14 protein-coding genes, 1 tRNA gene and 1 pseudogene are annotated in these 18,583 nt (G+C 34.1%); 3 read left to right on the top strand and 13 right to left on the bottom strand.

What is annotated here, in order from left to right:
• Positions 1–270: 270 nt before the first annotated feature.
• From AASI_RS03695 to AASI_RS03650, 10 genes are all read right to left on the bottom strand, one after another.
• Positions 271–345, bottom strand: a tRNA-Pro gene (locus tag AASI_RS03695).
• Positions 346–535: 190 nt separating this feature from the next.
• Positions 536–1,900 carry an acetyl-CoA carboxylase biotin carboxylase subunit gene (accC, locus tag AASI_RS03690; RefSeq protein WP_012472872.1) on the bottom strand — a complete coding sequence of 455 codons (1,365 nt, stop codon included), beginning with the start codon at positions 1,898–1,900 and terminating at the stop codon, positions 536–538.
• Positions 1,901–1,951: 51 nt separating this feature from the next.
• Positions 1,952–2,440, bottom strand: a complete 489-nt coding sequence (gene accB, locus AASI_RS03685; protein ID WP_012472871.1) for an acetyl-CoA carboxylase biotin carboxyl carrier protein — start codon at positions 2,438–2,440, stop codon at positions 1,952–1,954.
• Positions 2,437–3,009: an elongation factor P gene (gene efp / locus AASI_RS03680; RefSeq protein ID WP_012472870.1), complete on the bottom strand. Its 573-nt coding sequence runs from the start codon at positions 3,007–3,009 to the stop codon at positions 2,437–2,439. The genes accB and efp overlap by 4 nt, the downstream gene beginning before the upstream one ends.
• Before the next feature lie 49 nt (positions 3,010–3,058).
• Positions 3,059–4,054, bottom strand: coding sequence for a beta-ketoacyl-ACP synthase III (locus tag AASI_RS03675; RefSeq protein ID WP_012472869.1), 996 nt, complete (start codon positions 4,052–4,054; stop codon positions 3,059–3,061).
• 125 nt (positions 4,055–4,179) lie between these two features.
• Complete coding sequence (locus AASI_RS03670) at positions 4,180–4,941, bottom strand: DUF2608 domain-containing protein (protein ID WP_187146304.1); 762 nt, start codon at positions 4,939–4,941, stop codon at positions 4,180–4,182.
• 15 nt (positions 4,942–4,956) lie between these two features.
• Positions 4,957–5,145, bottom strand: a complete 189-nt coding sequence (rpmF, locus tag AASI_RS03665; protein ID WP_012472867.1) for a 50S ribosomal protein L32 — start codon at positions 5,143–5,145, stop codon at positions 4,957–4,959.
• Positions 5,146–5,207: 62 nt separating this feature from the next.
• Positions 5,208–5,639, bottom strand: a complete 432-nt coding sequence (locus tag AASI_RS03660; protein ID WP_012472866.1) for a YceD family protein — start codon at positions 5,637–5,639, stop codon at positions 5,208–5,210.
• 236 nt (positions 5,640–5,875) lie between these two features.
• On the bottom strand, positions 5,876–6,580 hold the full coding sequence (locus AASI_RS03655; RefSeq protein ID WP_012472865.1) for a phosphatase PAP2 family protein: 705 nt from the start codon (positions 6,578–6,580) through the stop codon (positions 5,876–5,878).
• Between the two features lie 156 nt (positions 6,581–6,736).
• Positions 6,737–7,924: a prolipoprotein diacylglyceryl transferase gene (locus tag AASI_RS03650; protein WP_262481545.1), complete on the bottom strand. Its 1,188-nt coding sequence runs from the start codon at positions 7,922–7,924 to the stop codon at positions 6,737–6,739.
• 692 nt (positions 7,925–8,616) lie between these two features.
• Here AASI_RS03650 and recO point away from each other — a divergent pair.
• Positions 8,617–9,306, top strand: coding sequence for a DNA repair protein RecO (gene recO, locus AASI_RS03645; protein WP_044282792.1), 690 nt, complete (start codon positions 8,617–8,619; stop codon positions 9,304–9,306).
• A 100-nt stretch (positions 9,307–9,406) separates the two neighbouring features.
• On the opposite strand, the pseudogene AASI_RS08080 reads toward recO, so the two are convergent.
• The 3 genes and pseudogenes from AASI_RS08080 to AASI_RS09315 all read right to left on the bottom strand — a co-directional run.
• Positions 9,407–10,138 (bottom strand): annotated as a pseudogene (locus tag AASI_RS08080) (IS5 family transposase); the annotation flags it as partial.
• A gap of 256 nt (positions 10,139–10,394) precedes the next feature.
• Positions 10,395–14,510: a COG1361 family protein gene (locus AASI_RS03635; protein ID WP_012472861.1), complete on the bottom strand. Its 4,116-nt coding sequence runs from the start codon at positions 14,508–14,510 to the stop codon at positions 10,395–10,397.
• Between the two features lie 328 nt (positions 14,511–14,838).
• Entirely contained in the window at positions 14,839–14,991 is a 153-nt protein-coding gene (locus tag AASI_RS09315; RefSeq protein ID WP_083758871.1) for a transposase, read from the bottom strand.
• Between the two features lie 133 nt (positions 14,992–15,124).
• On the opposite strand from AASI_RS09315, the gene AASI_RS03625 reads away from it, so the two are divergent.
• Together AASI_RS03625 and AASI_RS03620 are read left to right on the top strand one after the other, a co-directional pair.
• A protein-coding gene (locus tag AASI_RS03625; RefSeq protein ID WP_148204940.1) for an IS5 family transposase occupies positions 15,125–15,917 on the top strand; the annotation gives its coding sequence in 2 pieces (ribosomal slippage) (positions 15,125–15,385 and positions 15,387–15,917; 792 coding nt in all).
• Positions 15,918–15,997: 80 nt separating this feature from the next.
• Positions 15,998–18,286 carry an ankyrin repeat domain-containing protein gene (locus tag AASI_RS03620; protein WP_012472859.1) on the top strand — a complete coding sequence of 763 codons (2,289 nt, stop codon included), beginning with the start codon at positions 15,998–16,000 and terminating at the stop codon, positions 18,284–18,286.
• The last annotated feature ends 297 nt before the right edge of the window (positions 18,287–18,583 follow it).

Raw genomic sequence — 18,583 nt, 5'->3', positions numbered from 1 at the left:
CGTATGTTGTATCGAGCCTATCCAACAAACTGTGTCAAGGATAAAAAAGGGGAAGAGAAATTAAATAAGATAAAAGCAGGTAATATAAAAAATCAGTCTAGCATAATTTTTTACTCCTTTGAAAAATAGCTCAATACGGCTTCGACCACTAACTTATTCAATGTACCTATTAATTGGTTAACTGATTCTCCAAGCTATAGTAATAAAGATCTTGACGAAGGGTAACCTATAGCATTACCAGAAAATTTCTAACAAAGAATCATTTTAATGTCGGGATGGCAGGATTCGAACCTGCGGCCTCCTGCCCCCAAAGCAGGCGCGATAACCGGACTACGCTACATCCCGTTCAAGATTAAATAGACGTGTATGAATTTACAATTGACTTCACTACGTTTCTTCTCTGACAATTATGAACGTGAAAATAGCTGATGAATATTACAAATACAAATCAAATGTTGAAGTAATTATATAAAATCTAAAAATATCAGTATTTAACTACTTTTTTCATATAAAAATCAAACTATCAACTTTTGTTTTATTCTTCTTTGTCTTCAATAGCAATATCAAGCAACTTAAAACTTTCTAAAAAAGCAGTAGTAAATTTACCAGCCCTAAAGTTTTTGTCATCCATTAGTTGTAAATGAAATGGAATGGTTGTCTTAATCCCTTCTATTACAAATTCCTCTAAAGCCCGTTTCATTCTTACAATGGCTTCTTCCCTATCTTTTCCACGCGCAATAAGCTTAGCAATCATAGAATCATAATGAGGAGGAATGGTATATCCTGAATAAATATGGGTATCTACTCGAATACCTAAGCCACCTGGTAGATGTAAGTTGGTAATGGTACCTGGACTAGGTCTAAAATCTTTAAAAGGATCTTCTGCATTAATGCGACACTCAATTGCATCTCCTTGTGGATAATAATTCTTGTTCGCTATTTTCTCTCCAGCAGCTATTTTAATCTGTTCTTTAATAAGATCAATGCCAGTTACTTCTTCGGTAATAGGATGTTCTACTTGAATACGGGTATTCATTTCCATAAAATAGAAGTTCCTATGTTTATCTACCAAAAACTCTACTGTGCCTACACCCTCGTAACCAATACATGCAGCACCTGTAATGGCAGCCTGCCCCATTTGTTCTCGTAACTCTTCTGTTATAAATGGTGAAGGAGTTTCTTCTACCAGCTTTTGATGCCTACGTTGTATAGAGCAATCACGTTCTGAAAGATGCACAACCCTACCATGTTGATCAGCCATAAGCTGAATTTCAATATGCCTAGGCGCTTCAATAAGCTTTTCTAAATAAAGTCCATCATTACCAAAAGCAGCTTGAGCCTCACGCCTAGCCTCATCCCATGCTTTAGCAAAAGCATCTGCATGCTGAACAATTTTCATACCCTTTCCTCCACCACCTGCTGTTGCCTTTAAAATTATAGGAAACCCTATTTCCTGAGCTAATACTAGCCCTTGCTCTAATGAGGTAAGCAAACCATCTGAGCCTGGGATAGTAGGCACCCCAGCTTTTTTCATAGTGTCTTTTGCAGTGGCTTTGTCACCCATTTTACTAATGGACTCTGGAGAAGGGCCAATAAACTTGATATCATGCTCCTGACAAATTCTTGAAAAAGAAGAATTCTCTGAAAGAAATCCATACCCTGGATGTATAGCATTCGCATTAGTCAACTCCGCAGCTGCAATAATATGAGGTATGTTTAAATAAGAGAGTTTACTAGTGGCTGGTCCAATACAGACTGCTTCGTCAGCAAAGTTTACATGCAGACTCTCTTTATCAGCTGTAGAATAAACGGCCACAGTTGCAATTCCTAGCTCTTTACATGCTCGGATAATACGTAGGGCAATTTCACCCCTGTTCGCAATAAGTATTTTGTTAAACACGGCTCTTGGGTTTAGGTAATATAAAACTACTATAGGCGTATAACAACTTTATTAAGCTGGCTTTATTAAAAATAATGGCTGATCGTATTCTACAGGAGAAGCATCCTCAACCAAAATTTTAATAATGGTACCTGCTGTCTCTGCTTCTATTTCATTAAAGAGCTTCATGGCCTCTATAATGCACAACGGCTGACCTGGTTTTACTATATTGCCTTCTTGTACGAAAGGAGCACTTTCGGGATTAGATGCACGGTAAAATGTACCAATCATAGGAGATTTAAAGGTGATGTGTTCGGTATTTGCCGCTACTGCTGGTGTTGCTATTGGCTGTGACTCAACACTAGCTATTGGTTGAACCGGCATAATAGTATTTGCAACATTGCTTTCTGGTAAAGTTACAGGTGGCTGGCTAGCTAACTGCTGAATAACAGGTGCATTTTTTTTGATGCTAAGTTTAATCTGTTCGGTTTCTATGTTAACCTCTTCCAAACCAGATTTAGCAATAAATGATATTAGTTCTTCTAATTCTTTTAGTTTCATATATCAGTTTTTACACGTTCTACGTAAGCAATAGTTCTTGTATCTATTTTAATAATTTCATCATTATCAATAAATAAAGGTACTTGAATCTGCAATCCAGTTTCTAAAGTAGCAGGTTTAAGTGCTCTAGTAGCTGTATCTCCTTTTAACCCAGGCTCTGTATAGGTTACTTTAAGCTCTACAAAAGGTGGTAGCTCACAACCAATAAAATTACCTGTTTCTTGATGAAATAAAACATCTAATTCTTGACCTTCTTTTATTAATAATGGGTTTTGAATAGCCTTTTCATCTAAATCTAATTGTTCAAAGGTATTATTATCCATGAGATGGTAACCTGCACCATCTTTATATAAAAATTGATAAGTTTTACGTTCTATACGAGCTGTAGTTATTTTTACACCTGAATTAAACGTATTATCAATTACTTTACCATTTGTTAAACTTTTAAGTTTTGTTCGTACAAATGCACCTCCTTTTCCAGGTTTTACGTGTTGGAATTCAACAATTGTATACAGATCGTTATTGAATTCAATACATAAACCATTTCGAAAATCACTAGTAGTAGCCATAGTTTGTTGTTTTCTGAATAATATTTAAGCTATTAAATAACTCCTATATCTATTTATATGCCCATGTAAGGTAGGCAGCCCCCCAAGTAAATCCTCCTCCAAAGGTAGTAATAATTAATTTATCTCCAGGCTGTAACTGACTTTCATAACGCCATAAGCAAAGAGGAATAGTAGCACCTGTGGTATTACCAAATTCTTGTATAGTAATCATCACTTGCTCTTCTTTAATGCCGGCGCGTTGTGCTACTGCATCTAGAATCCTTTTATTGGCCTGATGAGGTACCAAGAATTTTATATCTTCATGATGTAAATTGTTTTTCTTCATAATCTCTAGAACTACTTCGGCCATTTTCTCAACTGCAAATCGATATACAGCTCTCCCCTCTTGATATACATAATGTTCTTTAGCAGCAATAGTTTCTGCAGAAGGAGGGCGACGGCTCCCACCTGCTTTTTGATGTAAATATTGCTCACCATTTCCATCCCCTTTCAATATGCTGTCAATAATACCATATCCTTGGCTGTTAGGTTCTAGAAGTACTGCCCCTGCCCCATCTCCAAAAAGAATACAAGAATTTCTATCTTCATAGTTTACAATACTTGACATCTTATCAGCACCTACTACCACTACCTTTTTATATTTGCCTGTTTCAATAAATTGTACGCCAGTAATTAGTGCATATAAAAATCCAGAGCATGCAGCCTGTAAATCATAACTAAAAGCATTGGTAGCACCTACAGCATGTGCAATAATATTGGCAGTAGCTGGAGTAATCATGTCTGGGGTAATAGTAGCGCAGATAAGTAAATCTATTTCACGCGGATCTGTATTAGTTTTTTCTAATAACCCTCGTACGGCTGGTATACCCAATACAGAAGTACCTTGATTAGTGCCTTCTAATATACGTCTTTCTTTGATACCTGTTCTAGTAGTAATCCATTCATCATTGGTATCAACCATCTTTTCTAGCTTCTCATTGGTAAGTATGTATTCAGGGACATAACCATGTACACCTGTAATAGACGCACGTATAGCTGTTCTCATAGGCTAGTTATTAAAATTTCAAAATTAATTTACAACATCAACATTACCTTATACTTTTTTCCTAAAGTTTATTATCATGTTTATGAATAGACCATTGTAATTAACTTCCATATAGCAATTACGTTTTAAGAGTCTAATACTTGTTTAATTAATCCTTCCCAATAGGATAGAAAACTCTCTTCATTAATAACTGGGGGTATACGCTTATACGCTCCAGTATATTCAAAACCGATAAATTCTATAGTAGGTTCTAATGCTGCAAGCGACTGTTGTACATAGGACAGATGTTCTCTTTTGTCATCAACCATGATTATTTGCTTAGGATAAAAATGGATATGATGAAGGAAAGAAACAAGCGTAGGCCCTTTGATATTAGTTTTAGGCTCTCCCCTCACGCATAATATGCCATTATAATAAGTAGGGTAATTTTGGTCACAAAAAGGCAGATCAGTTAATATGACCTTTTCTTGTAAGGATATGTTTTGTAAAACGATGCCTAATTCTTTTAGCTTTTGGAATCTTTGTAACTCAAGGGGCGCATTATTATTAAATTGACCTGATAAGCTAGCAGTCAAAACAATACTTTTAACTTGTAGCGCTTGAATGCTTTCAATAATTGACGGAGTAATCTCCTCTATTAGCTGATGCTCACTTATTTGTAAGCCTAGAGTAAGTACTTTCGCCCGATCTGTGTCTGTAAGTGGGGATAAGATTCTTTGAACCTTAGTACGATATTCGGGTTTAGCTAGATAGAGCAAAGCTGGCAATGGAGGCATAGTTAAGGTAAGATCCATATCAAATACAACAAGGAGCTGTGATTTCTCAATAGCTCCTTGTACAATAAATGGATGAATCTCAGCTATGCTTGTAATACTTTTGCTAACCACACTCATAAGCCAGTACTAGCTAGCATTACGTTCCATAACTACTTTTCCTTTATAATAAAGTTTGTCTTCATACCAGAAAGCCCTATGAGGAAGATGGAGTTCTCCCGTAGTAGGACAAACTGCAAGGTTAGGCATAGGCGCTTTATCATGCGTTCTTCTTTTATCTCTTCTAGTTCTTGATTGTCTTCGCTTGGGGTGTGGCATAATGAGTTTTAATACTATATTTAACGGTTACTATTTATACTTACTATTTTATTTCTATATATCTAATCTATATCTTCCTCCTCATCAGCAAAGCGAGGATGAAGTCGCTTCATAGGAATAGACAAGTTTACAAAATCATAAATATGCTGGGCTACTTGAATACTAGAGGCTTGGCGCTCAATCATATACAAGTCCATATCTAATTCCTTATCTTCATCTCCTATTTTAAAGTGTACTACCCGTTCAATATTAATAGGATAGTTAAACGGCTCTAACGTTCTATCACAGCTTAATTCTATCTCACCTTGAATAGAGAAAAGCAGTTGAATATGTCGTGGCGTTTTATCTAATTTTATATTGACATTCAACTTACCTGTTTCTAAGAGGTTACCTTCGAATAATTTAAAAAAAGTATCATCCAGTTGATATACTTCCTGGCTACTGCCAGTATCAGTTCTAGGTACCTGAATGACCATTTCATGTAGCTTAATCATGATATCATACTCTCCTCTCTAAGCTTAAGTATGCAAAAATACACAACGTTAGCGACTAATGCAGTAAATTTAGCATAAACTCTTATAATATTAAAGTATAGCTACTACTTTTAAGAGTTTACTGAGAAAAATCAATTAATAATTGGTGTTACTATATACAACAATAAGTTTAAAATATAGGATGTATACTTTAGTTTTAGCCTTAAAATACATCCTGTTTGCTTCTTATACAGGTGTTAGGATAAGCTCATATTAATAAAACCATGTAAGGCTCCTAATAAAAATCCAGGGACAATATCTACTATCAAATGCTGCTTAGTAAATAAGCATGATAAAGATACGATAATAGGAAATGCTATGGATAAAGTAGGATAAAAAGGATAAGTAATGAATGCCAAAAATACAGCAAAAGCACAGTGCATAGAAGGGCATGCATTATCTTCCGTGTCATGATCATGTACTAAATCCATAATAAACTTGGTAACTTTATCTGTTGGAACACCTCTCACTTTTTCCCTGAACTCTTTTCGTATACCTGTAGGAAAGTGAACAAACCAAAAACTACTATGCATCAGCATGAGCCAAGCATGCAGAGCTGAGCTATTATAATTTTTTAGACAGAGTATAGCTAAGCTAAAAAACACGTAATATAAAGGAGAATAAATCCAGAATAATTCAGGAATAGCAGGAATTCGTTTATCTAGCAGTGTAGGAACTAAATATATTTTTTTATGTAGCTTATGGTTTTTTTGTGGCCAAAAATACATTTGGTAGCCCCCAAGTACAAGCATATTCTTAACACTTACCATAGCTATCATATCGTATAGATTATGTAACCCACCAAAATTACATACTACAATCTTATAATCTATCAATACCTTAATTATAAAGGCTTCAATAAGAGAAGCAAAGTTAAGCCACAGTATAGTTTTATACTTCATATAAATTAATTAGTACATTTAATACAGTATAAATTGATCCTAGCTAGGGATGACATACTTGAAAGCTCCTAATTGGCATTACAGTTTTTTAAGAGCTACTTCAGCCACAAATAATAACACATTAATAACAACAATATAAATTGCCTTACTTAATGATTACTGATTTATTCTAACTTGCTTTTTATTATTAGGTAATCGGTAAATAATTATAAGAACAATTATACCAGCCATCACAGTAAGCAAAGATAACATATGCCCCATAGTAATAGGGTATTTACCAGGTATTAGCACATTAAAAGGATCTTTAAAAAACTCAAATAAGAATCTAAAACTATAACAGATGGTAGCAGCTACCCCAGCAATCATACCATCGCGTATAGTAGCTCCCTTATAGTACCACCATGCAAAAAGTACAATAAGCGTTAACAGATAAGAAAAACTTTCATAAAGCTGTACAGGATGTCTGGGTATGCCAAATGCTTTAACATCTACTATATACTGACTTTTTTTATTTCTAGTTATTGTATAATCCAATGGTGAATCACTTGGAACGTATATATGCTCTTTTACATGAGAAGCACGCAAATAGCTTCTAAGCCTATTTTCAATAAATCGTTTTATAGCTTCCTCTTCAACACCAACACCTGCAAAAGTGCATTCCACTATGATAGGTGGATAACCTTTTATAGTATCATATTCTGCTGTATTGTTTTTTAGCACCCTAACAGATTGAATAGCTGGCAAGCTGTTAGATAAATCTTCTACAACATGCTTGGCAAAAATTACACCGTACTGACTGTGGGTGGGTGTACCAATAATCTCTGAATTAATAAAGTTTCCTATTCTTACGAAAAACCCCATCATGACACCAAAAGCTAGTGGCGTTAAAATCCATAAAAAAGACTGCCCCATTTTCTTCTGCTTAACAAGCTTAAGCCGAAAAGGATATAAGCTAAAGTTAATATTATAATTAGCATAGAGAAATGCACCTACAAAACCTCCTATTAAAGCTCCATGATAAGAAAGTCCTTTATACCCCACTATTTGAAATTTGGGAGTAAGTTCGATAGGGAAAATAGCCTCAAGTGGGCTTTTTAAATAACGTATAGGGTCATAGAATATAACTTCTCCCAAACGTGCACCTACCAGGCAAGCGATTAATATATATAAACTAAACTTGTCTACATCTTCTACAGGTCTTCCTTCTTTTTTAAAAAAGTAGCTAAGTAGCATACGACCGCTTAAAAAGGCAGATATAATCATAAGGCTATACCACCTAACTTTAAAAAACCCTAATTCAAATAATACTTGGTCGGGAGTCCAAATTATATAATTTAATAGCATGGGAACTGGGTGTAACATATAGTGTTTATAAGTAAATATGGCAAATATAAGCATGTTTTATAGAACGTAGATTACTGTGGCTACTTAAAATTAAAGAGAATTTTAAGTAGATTTATGTACTTTACAAGCTCAGCAAAGTGTGCAGATTTAACAAGTAAATTTGTTTTTGCGTACCCATAAAGCATATCCGAAGCACTCACAGTTCCTGAAGAATGCATTAATTATTTTTCTAATAATGTTAAAGGCAACCAATTAAAAAGCTTTTAAAGTGGGTAAATGTTCGGTTATATAAAATTATGATAATTGTACTTTTACAAATGTAATAACCTTTGCAGTATTTCCCTATGCTCGTTTTTTCTTATTTAATTGATATATATTTTTATATATTAATATGTAGATAAAATTATATACTATCCGGGTATTGCTACAAGAGTTATCTATTTTATGACCAACCATAAATATTTATACTAAATAAAATACATATTAGCTTGCTAGGGAATAAATAAACAATTTTATATCAATTTAGATTATCCGTAAAGTAGAAATGCTATAAAGTTATATTGGCAAATTATCTTAGCTCTAAATAACCTAATTACTCAATAGCTTTGGGTATGTTCATATTTTTTATTTCTGCTTGCTTGATCTAAAATATTTTAAAATATAGCATATTTATCCTATTTAGTTCAAATATTATGCGCTATACAACCAGGGGTATTGTTTTAAATTACATGAAATACCGAGAAGCTTCTATTATTGTTAGAATTTTTACAGAACTTTTTGGTAAACAATCTTACGTAGTAAATAGTGTTAGGATGCTAAAGGCTAGACATAGCATAGCACTTTTTCAACCATTTATGCCACTAGATATGGTAGTGTATCATAAGAAAAGTGTTACGCTACAGCGTATTGTAGAAGTAAAATGTCATACGCCTATTACCAATATTTTATGCGATTTGAAAAAAGCAACCATTGCTACCTTTTTAACAGAGTTACTTAACAAAGTACTTTATGAAGAAGAACACAACGAAAATCTATTTGAATTCCTATTACAGGCAGTAATCAAACTAAATAGCTTAGCAGATAGATATGAGTTATTCTATTTAGATTTTATGCTACAGCTTTGTAGTTACTTAGGTTTCGGACTCAGTAATGCCTCAGAAATTAATCAACAATTAGTACAATCAGGATTTCACAGTACGCTCAATGGCGATGAAATAGCTTTATTAGATGCTCTATTAAACAAGCATACCACTGATATGGTTATTCCTAATCGATCATCTATTAGGAATTTACTAGCTAATATGGTAAAGTATTTTCAATTGCATATAGATACTTTAGATATGCTTAAGTCCTTACCTGTTCTACAAGAAATAAGTGGGTAGTTTATTTTTTAGAATCAATAGTTGAACAAAATCAGGAAACAAATTACAAAAAATTTGGGGTCAATCATTTAAATCATTTAATAAACTTTGCTAGGTCATATCAATAAATAGCCCATAAATAAGAACCGGCTACATAAACACCACTTAAAAAGTTGACAGCTAGCTTATCATAGCGCGTAGCTATGGCCCTATATTGCTTTGAGTGAGCAAAGTAATGCTCAATCAAATACTGCCATTTATAGAGCTCTTTATCATAAGCTCGCTTATTTTTATGATTAGCTTTTGGTGGTATGACTGCCAAGCAATTGCTCTTTCTTAAGCCTATCTAAAACTCGCTTTTATGCATAATAAGCCTTATCAGCCAATAATGCAGGAGAATTTTAATGCATCGGCTCTTTGCAAATTATATACCTCTCCACCTGGTAGATGAAAGGCAATAGCCTTCCTTTTCCATCACATAATACATGTATTTTTGTGCTTAATCTTACCCAACTACTTGTTTGTTAAGGCTTCTTTTTAGCGCCCCCACTATACTGATATGCACTAATAATAGTAGTATCAAGCATATGATAAGTATTATCGCTCGCTTGGGAAAGTGTTCCAAATACTTTTTGTCATACACTTTTTTACTCCATCTAGCATGACGGATATGGACCACCCTAACGTCTGCAAAACGTTTGGGTAAATCACGTCAGGGTATGCCAGTACGGTATAACGATATAAGTCTGCTTCAACAAAGAGTCTATAATCTTTGTCCATTAGTCCTATTGTGCCTGCTCGTACTGGCAAGAGGTCTTTGATCTTTTTTCCATTGTTGGTCTGTTAGTGTATAGTGTCACATATATTCCTCCTATTTTTAGTTTGGTATACAGCTAACATACTCTTTTCCCCTTTTATATCTAATTTGGCTTATATTTCAATTATTGATACACCTAGATTATTATAACAGGAGCAGGCTTTTTTAAAGCCTGTTCAATACTGCTTCCAGCCAGCAGTATTGAGAGGTATTTCAAATTAACTATAAGGTAATAAGTTTCAATTAATCTACGTGCTCAACTAATTAATACTTATTTGTTATACACTACTTATTAACTTTCCTGCTTCTCATTAGTCCCATCACCATTCATATCTTCTTCTTCAGTAGTATCTCCTTTATCGGTAGTATCTTCTTCAGTAGTATCTTCTTCAGCAGTATTTTCTTCAGTAGTATATTCTTCTTCGGTATGATCTTCTTTTTCAATAGTATCTTCTTTATCAGTATCCTTTTCATCAATATTATCCTTCGTGCCCTCCCCATTATTGTTCACCTTATTATTATTTGAAGATCTATTAAAGAACTGCCCAAACATACCCCTTTTCTTTTTCTCTTTTTTCTGCTCCTGCTCATGTCTTTTAAGGATTTCTAACTGAGCTTTCATACCTTGTAATACTGTTGGTAGTGTATTTAAATTATTACTATTCATATCTAAAGACTGACCAGGCTTTTTAGAAGATATATTCCTTACACCTCTTGCCCTTTCAAATAACTTCCAAGCTTCTATAGCATCTTCAGTAGCCTCTTTAGCAGCCGTAGCAGTATCTATAGTCTCTCCAGCAGCCTTAGCAGTTTCTATAGCAACTTTCTCTATTGTTTGGTTTTTTGTCCTTTGTGCCATACCAAACGTCTCTCTTGCTATTAGCTCACCTAATTCTGCAGCCAGCGTAACATTACCCGGCTTATTTTTTTCATAAATATGCTTGGCAAAGTTTTTATTTACTTCTGCTAACTTTTGATAACGTGCTGCCATAGCTCTCTGTAGGGCCACTGGATCCGTCACTAATTCGCTTTTCCTTAATAAACCATTCCATTCATGTAATATATTTGCTTGCTTTACAAGCTTGTTATGAAATATCATTACTTGTTTCTGGCTTTTCCTTTTTACTGTTGCTGGATTAAGTTCTTTTTGCTCTTGATCAATAGCATCATTAACTTTTTCAAACCCAGCACCAAAAGTTTGTCTCACAGCATTTTGTATATTCGACTGTTCGGACACCATCCTATTATATAACGCTCTCATTTGGCTAATAGATGGCGTGTCTGGAAGATTTGTAGTAGCACGTTTCTCTAAAAAGGCCTTAATTTGGCTACTTTTATCTTGATAATACTCGTATAACCCTTGTAAAGTTTGCTGATCTATATCTTTAGATGGATCATATTTACCTATTAAAGCCTTAGTTATTGCTTTGTGATCATTTAATGATTTCAATTTCTCAGGACTACCTTTTAAAATCTCTATTGCATTATTTACCTTATTTATAGAATCCTTAATCCACTGCACAATAGTTTCGTCTTGTTCACTTAATTCTGCTATTGCTTTTTTAGTTTCCTCAGTCAGTATTGTGTATTTTTTAATCCTATCATACATAAAGTCACGTATTAAACGTATAGGTTCATTAAACTCTGTATGAGTGTCTGTGATTTGTTCATATTTTTCTAATATTTTATTAGAAACTTCTATTCCAGTTTTTAAACTACTTAAAAGATATGCAAGGTATCCAGGATTCTCTTTATTCGTTACAATTTGTTTTGAAATGTAGGAAAAACCTTCTGAACTCATGTCTCTAATTGGCACCTGGGTATTGTAGAAATCAGCAATATAGTATATTACGCGCCTTTGTTCTAATATTTTTTCCTTACCGTTCTTTTCCTCGAAAAGCGTTAAGGTTACACCGGTTGCAATTTTATCTTTAAGCAAGGCATTAGGTTGTAAGTAAACTTTAATCTGTGCTTTACTAATTAGTTCTTTAATACCTATAATATCTTCTAAGGTTCCTTCAATCGTAGTGCCTGCCATCTTACCTATATTAAACCGAAGGTTTTCTGTATTTTTAACCCTAACTTTTACTTCACTTAATTTTAAAGCCTTATCACCTGTATTTTTTATATTTACAGTTATTGGACGACCTTCTACTTCAAGAATTGTATTTGTTTTAAGTTCTACGCTTATTCCTTTATCTATCCAGTTTATTGTATGTGTTGCTATTACTTTAGATTTTCGTCTTATAACAATCTTTACTGCAGATTCTTTCTGGCCATTTTTTTCATTGATTGTAAAAGAAATAGGTTCTGAACTTGCCCTGTTGCTTGCAGATACTTTTGTGTCATATTCAGCTAAATCAGCTAAAGTAGCTTCAGTATTACCGTTCATTTTATCATAGAATTGGAAAGTAGCACCTTTTTCACTTTCTAAACTTACAGTAATTGCACTACGGTCTAAATCACTTACGCCAATTATTTTAAAATAACCTATCTGCTCACCTATTAAACGACCTGAGCTTTGTATAAATACACCATATTCCCTCCACTGAGCTAAGACCGGTGCACCTACAAGTTCTCCTTTATAATATAATTCAATTCTAATATTTGCTTCTTTTGCTTCTAGTTTAGGATTTACATACAAAGTAATAATATCATCTATTTTACCTAAATCAGACCCTTTTAGCTCAGTTATCGCTGGTCCATCTACAATATGGGAAACAGTAGTTCCATCGCCAGCTGGTACTTTTATGGATAATGCTAAATGGTTTATATCGATAGTACGGCTGTTATGTGCTTGTTCAATTTTAAGTTTTAACTCATTTTCAGCACCATAAAGTATATACTCCTCAGCATTACTTCTTGTTGGACTTATGATTGCTAATGATAAATTCAAAGGTTTATTCTGGGCTTCCCGTTCTAGTTTAGCCATAGGTTTATTATCATACTGTAGCTCAAAATTAAATTTGGCCACTTCTGCATTTTTAAAATCTACGGCTAAAACACCTTCAAACTTATTGCCACTTTCTAAATCACCCAATATTATAGTATTCTCTTGTTTAGCATCTAATGTAGCAAGCTTACCTTCCTCACTTACACTTATATTTTTATACTTCAACTGCAACCCTTTTGCGGTATCTTTTCCTGCATTTTCTATTGTATAATTAAATTGTTCTTTATCAGAATCATATGTTACAATAGGTGAAAGCACTATATCTAATCTTGTAAATACCTCCTTCTTCACTACAGTAGTTACAGGGTTTATTGGGCAACTTGATGCACATGATATACCAAATTCACATGCTGCAGCTATATTATCCTTGCCAGCATCATCTTTACCAAAATTTAATTTACCCAAATCACTAACTTCTTTTCTCTCATTCGGAGCTAAGTTCTCCAGAATCTTTTCATTCTTAGCTGTATTTCCAATTGTAGTATTAGCTGTTTTAGTATCATATGTTAATTTCACCTTTTCGGCTGTTTCTGTACCTGTATTAGTAACAAAAACTTTAACATTATCAGTTGTTCTATCATGTTTAACTTCTATTACCAATCCTTTTTCCCAGCTTACAATAACTGCAGTACCAATATCTTTACCCTTATATTGTAGTTGTATACTAAAGGTGGCCTGTAGATCCTCTTTAGGATCCATAATTAGATCATAAAGCAAGCTATTAGTAGGTGCAATTATAGGAAGATCTATTGTATAAACATTAGTGTTCTTTAACTGAGTAGAACCTTTAATAAAAGCCTTATTCCCATGAGTCCTTGTAATCTTTAATTTTAACTGTCCTTTCTCTGTTGCTTCCTGCTCTTTATTCTCAATTTTAAGGCTAATGATTTTATTATCCCCTTTTATTTTCTCAGCACTAGTTCTACTTAAAAGTAAATTAACAGCTGTATCAACCTTCCTCCAGGTAACTTCTCCTTCACTTACAGATTCAGCTTTATTGAGCAACTTAAATTCAGCAGTTAATTCCTTAGAGGTTGGATGAGGAACCAACGTAAAAGGGATTGTAAAGCTAGGTTCTTCTGTTGTTAAATGCTCTTTTTCCAAAAGGCTCTTTAATGGAATATCTACTTTATCAGTTTCTTTTAGTGTACCAGTACTATCTTTATAGCTTATTTGGCTAATCGAACCACTAGTGTCTTGTAAAACAACTTGTAAAGTAAAATTCTCTAGGGGGGCAATTGTAGCATTATCTGCTAGCATAAAACTAATTTCTGTAGTTTTTACATCACCTATAAGCGGGTCAGTAGGCACATGCATAATGATGTTACCAAACACATCGTCTTTTAAACCTTCCTCTTTTCCACAGCCACACTTGCTACTGTTAAGAATTAATAGTATAGCAAGCAGGTGTATTATCAATAAATATCTTCGGTGGCTATTCTTTAAGAAATTCATAATTGTGTTGGGGTTTATCAAGTTATATACTCCTTAAATTATCTAGAACTTAGTTAACTGTTTCTTTTAATTTTAATATTAACAGAAGTTAGCATTATACATACTATCTTAACTCATCAAGTTTTAAGATAAGTTAGGAATAAGCAATACTTAATAATATAAGAAAAATTCTCAAATTTGGAAGTGAAAGGAAATATAAAATAAGGTTATATGATGACTAAATATTCGAAATGCAAGTAGATAATAATAGATAGGAACAAGTAGCTGCTTGGTATATGGTCTAAGAATTCTACGGCACAGCAGCTATTAAAATATTGAGAAGCTGTCTTCATAGATAATTCAACCTTTTTAAGAGCAACATAGTATGTGCAACCATCAGCATATTTTCGTCAGAATTTACAGCTATTTCATAATCTTTAGAAATTCTTCTAAAATTATTAAACCAAGCAAATGTACGTTCAACAATCCATCTCTTTGCTATAAGGCCCTATCCAGAGCCCTTTCCGAACTTTTGAACTTACTTAGAGCCTGTTCATAAACTTTGTTTAATAAGCTAGGAGCTATTAGATTAGTCAGGATAATGATCGATAACCTGATAAAAAAGGAGCTTATCTATGACTCAAGGGTATCCTACTAATATTAATAGAGAACAATTTGAAGTTATACGCCCTATCTTGGAAGCAGCCCGCAAGAAAACTAAACCTCGCCAGGTAGATCTATATGAGGTGTTTTCCGGCTTACTGTATCTGCTCAAGGCAGGCTGCCAATGGAGAATGTTGCCTAAAGATTTTCCTAAATGGCGTACGATACATGCTTATTTTCAGATATGGAGTGAAAAGCAAGAAAATGGCTTAAGCTTTCTAGAAGAAGCGTTAAAAAAACATGGTTACTCGTCTGAGGAAGCAAGCAGGTAGACAAGCCCAAACAAGCCTGATTATAATAGATGCGCAGAGTGTAAAAAATACAGATACAGCTAAAGAGAAAGGCTATGATGGAGCTAAAAAGATAAGGGGGATCAAGCGCCATATAGCCGTAGACAGCCAAGGCTTACCCCATGGGATAGGTATCACAAAGGCTAGTGAAACAGATAGAGCTGGAGCAATAAGTATGTTAACAGAGCACAAAGAGCAATTAGCTAAGGTAAAAAAGGTGCTAGTAGATGGAGGCTATAGAGGAAAAGTATTTACCAATCAAGTAAAAGAAGTGCTTCAAGGAGTGGAGGTAGAAGTGGCTAAAAGGAGTGAATTGCATCAATTTAAGATAATACCTAAGCGATGGATAGTAGAACGGAGCTTTGGCTGGTTAGAAAAATGCCGACGGTTGTGGAAGAACTGTGAAAGGAGATTATCGACAAGCTTACAAATGGTAGTGCTAGCTTTTCTAAGGATATGCCTACAAAGATTATGAACAGGCTCTTAGCGATATATACAGGCTATCGTTGAGGCACATTAATCTTAAATTAATCTAGCAATCTTTGTTTTACTATCATGAAAAACTATTATAGTATTAAATGTCAATTCTTAGCCTATAGCTTCATGATAAGCTTATGTTTGCAGAATTGTACCCATTCTACTTCTTTGCAATCTATTGAAGATAGCCAAGCAAACACTCAGCAGCTCATACTCATAGGTAAAACACTTGTTTCCAAACAAGGACATAAGGTTAGTCTTATCCAAGAACAAAGAAAACTACAAGCTAGTGTAATAGAAAACTTGCCACAGGGGTTTAGTAGAAGCTACCTAGCACCTGTTATAGTAAATCCTGTTCTCAATTTATCGCTAGCCTCTGTTAACAATACAGAATGGCAAAAGAGCCATACTCATATTATCAACGATCAAGTGTATATAACACGCTTAGGCTTATTAGGAGGAGGTAAAAGAGGAGAAGAGACAAAAAAAATACAGTATCCTTTACATGAAGCGGTTATCAAATGGGATAAAAACCAGATACAACAGTTATTAAACTCTGATATTGACATTAACCTTAAAAATGAAGAAGGAGATACGTTTCTACACCTAGCTATTAAACAAATCAAGATATTACTTAATAAGCGCTTAGCAGAATTAGGAATTCATATTATTGATATAGAAAATATGGACCGTACTAGTCTTCAATACTTATCTATAGAGGCTATCAAAAAGGACTATGTCCAAGAAGTAGCCGATCTTTTATTACCATTACAAGAGAAATTAGCACTTGATTTAAATGCTTGTAATAATAAAAGGAAAACTCCTTTACATATAGCTAGTGGCCAAGGACATAAAGAATTAGTCAAGCTATTGTTACAATTAGGAGCTGATACGCATAAAAAGAATAAAGATGATAACACACCATTGCATCTGGCCGCTGCATATGGCTATCCATCAATAGTTAAGTTATTGATCAAGAAGGGAGCTGATATTAATGCTAAAAATACAGATGATGATACACCATTGCATCTGGCCGCTGCATATGGCTATCCATCAATAGTTAAGTTATTGATCAAGAAGGGAGCTGATATTAATGCTAAAAATACAGATGATGATACACCATTGCATCTGGCCGCTGTATATGGCTATCCATCAATAGTTAAGTTATTGATCAAGAAGGGAGCTGATATTAATGCTAAAGATAAGGATGATGATACACCATTGCATCTGGCTGCTGCATATGGCTATCCATCAATAGTTAAGTTGCTTATAGAGAAGGGAGCAGATGTAAATGCTAAAGGTGAAGATGGTCAATCCCCACTCCACCTAGCTGCAGGAAGAGGACATATCAATGTAATAGAACTACTATTAGAAAAAGGGGCAAATATAAATATTAAGGAAAAAGGAGGCGGCCTACCAGTGCACTTTGCTGCTGTAAATGGCAACTTGGAAGTACTAAAGCTGTTATTACAAAAAGGTGCAGATATAAATGCTAAAACTAAAGAGGGTCCTTCTTTACTAGGCTTTTCTGCTGCGTTCGGCCATTTGGAAATAGTAGACTTTCTATTAGAAAAAGGAGCTGAGATACATGACGGTTATTGCACAGGCATATACGAGGCCGCTGCATGCGGGCACTTGGAAATAGTAAAGTTGTTATTGAAAAGAGGATTAGATGTGAATGCTAAAGATAAAAACGGGTGGACGCTATTGCACTGGGCTACACAAGAAGGCCAAGTAGAAATGGTAGGGCTGTTATTAGCAAGAGGAGCTGATATACATGCTCAGAACATAGAAGGTAGCTCTGCATTACATATAACTTCTCAGGGATGGCATACAGAAATAGTAAAATTATTGCTAGATAAAGGAGCTGATGTAAATGTTAAGAATAAATCAGGAGTCGTTCCACTACATGCAGCTTCAGAGGGTGGCAATATAGAAACAATAAAATTATTATTAGAGAGAGTAGCAGAGGTAAATGCTAATGAAGAAACAGGTTATACACCATTGGATTGTGCTACACAAAAAGGACATACAGAAGTAGCAAAGCTGCTATTAGAAAAAGGAGCAGATATACATGTTAAAGATGAAGTAAGTCAGTCAGCATTACACTGGGCTGTACTCAAAGGACGTGTAGGAGTAGTAAAGCTGTTATTAGAACAAGGGGCAGATATACAGGCTAAAAATATAGATGGAGAAACTTCATTTCATTGGGCATGTCAAAAAGGACATCTAGAAGTAGCTAAACTATTAATACAAAATGGAGCGGATATAAATGCTAAGGATAAATATGGTAAGACTCCTATAGATATTGCTAGGCAGAAAAAATATAAAGCATTAGAGGAAATGCTACTAGGAACAATAAGCTAGATTAGGAGATTTACAGGTACTACTTTCAGATAACCCCTGTTTGCATAATCCATAATTTTCTGATCAAAGGTCATTAAAGAGGAATAAGTATAAGTATAAGTATAAGTATAAGTATAAGTATAAGTATAAGTATAAGTATAAGTATAAGTATAAGTATAAGTATAAGTATAAGTATAAGTATAAGTATACTCATTTCTCTTAATAAAGAATTATATAATAGCTTTAAAATGTCCTCATAATTAAGGTATAAAGAAGATAATAATTACTCGACTCTTAAGCACTTCAACTTAACTATTC

Origin of the sequence: Candidatus Amoebophilus asiaticus 5a2 (genome assembly GCF_000020565.1) — a bacterium.
Classification (GTDB): Bacteria; Bacteroidota; Bacteroidia; order Cytophagales; family Amoebophilaceae; genus Amoebophilus; species Amoebophilus asiaticus.
This window is presented reverse-complemented; position numbering and strand designations above follow the sequence as displayed.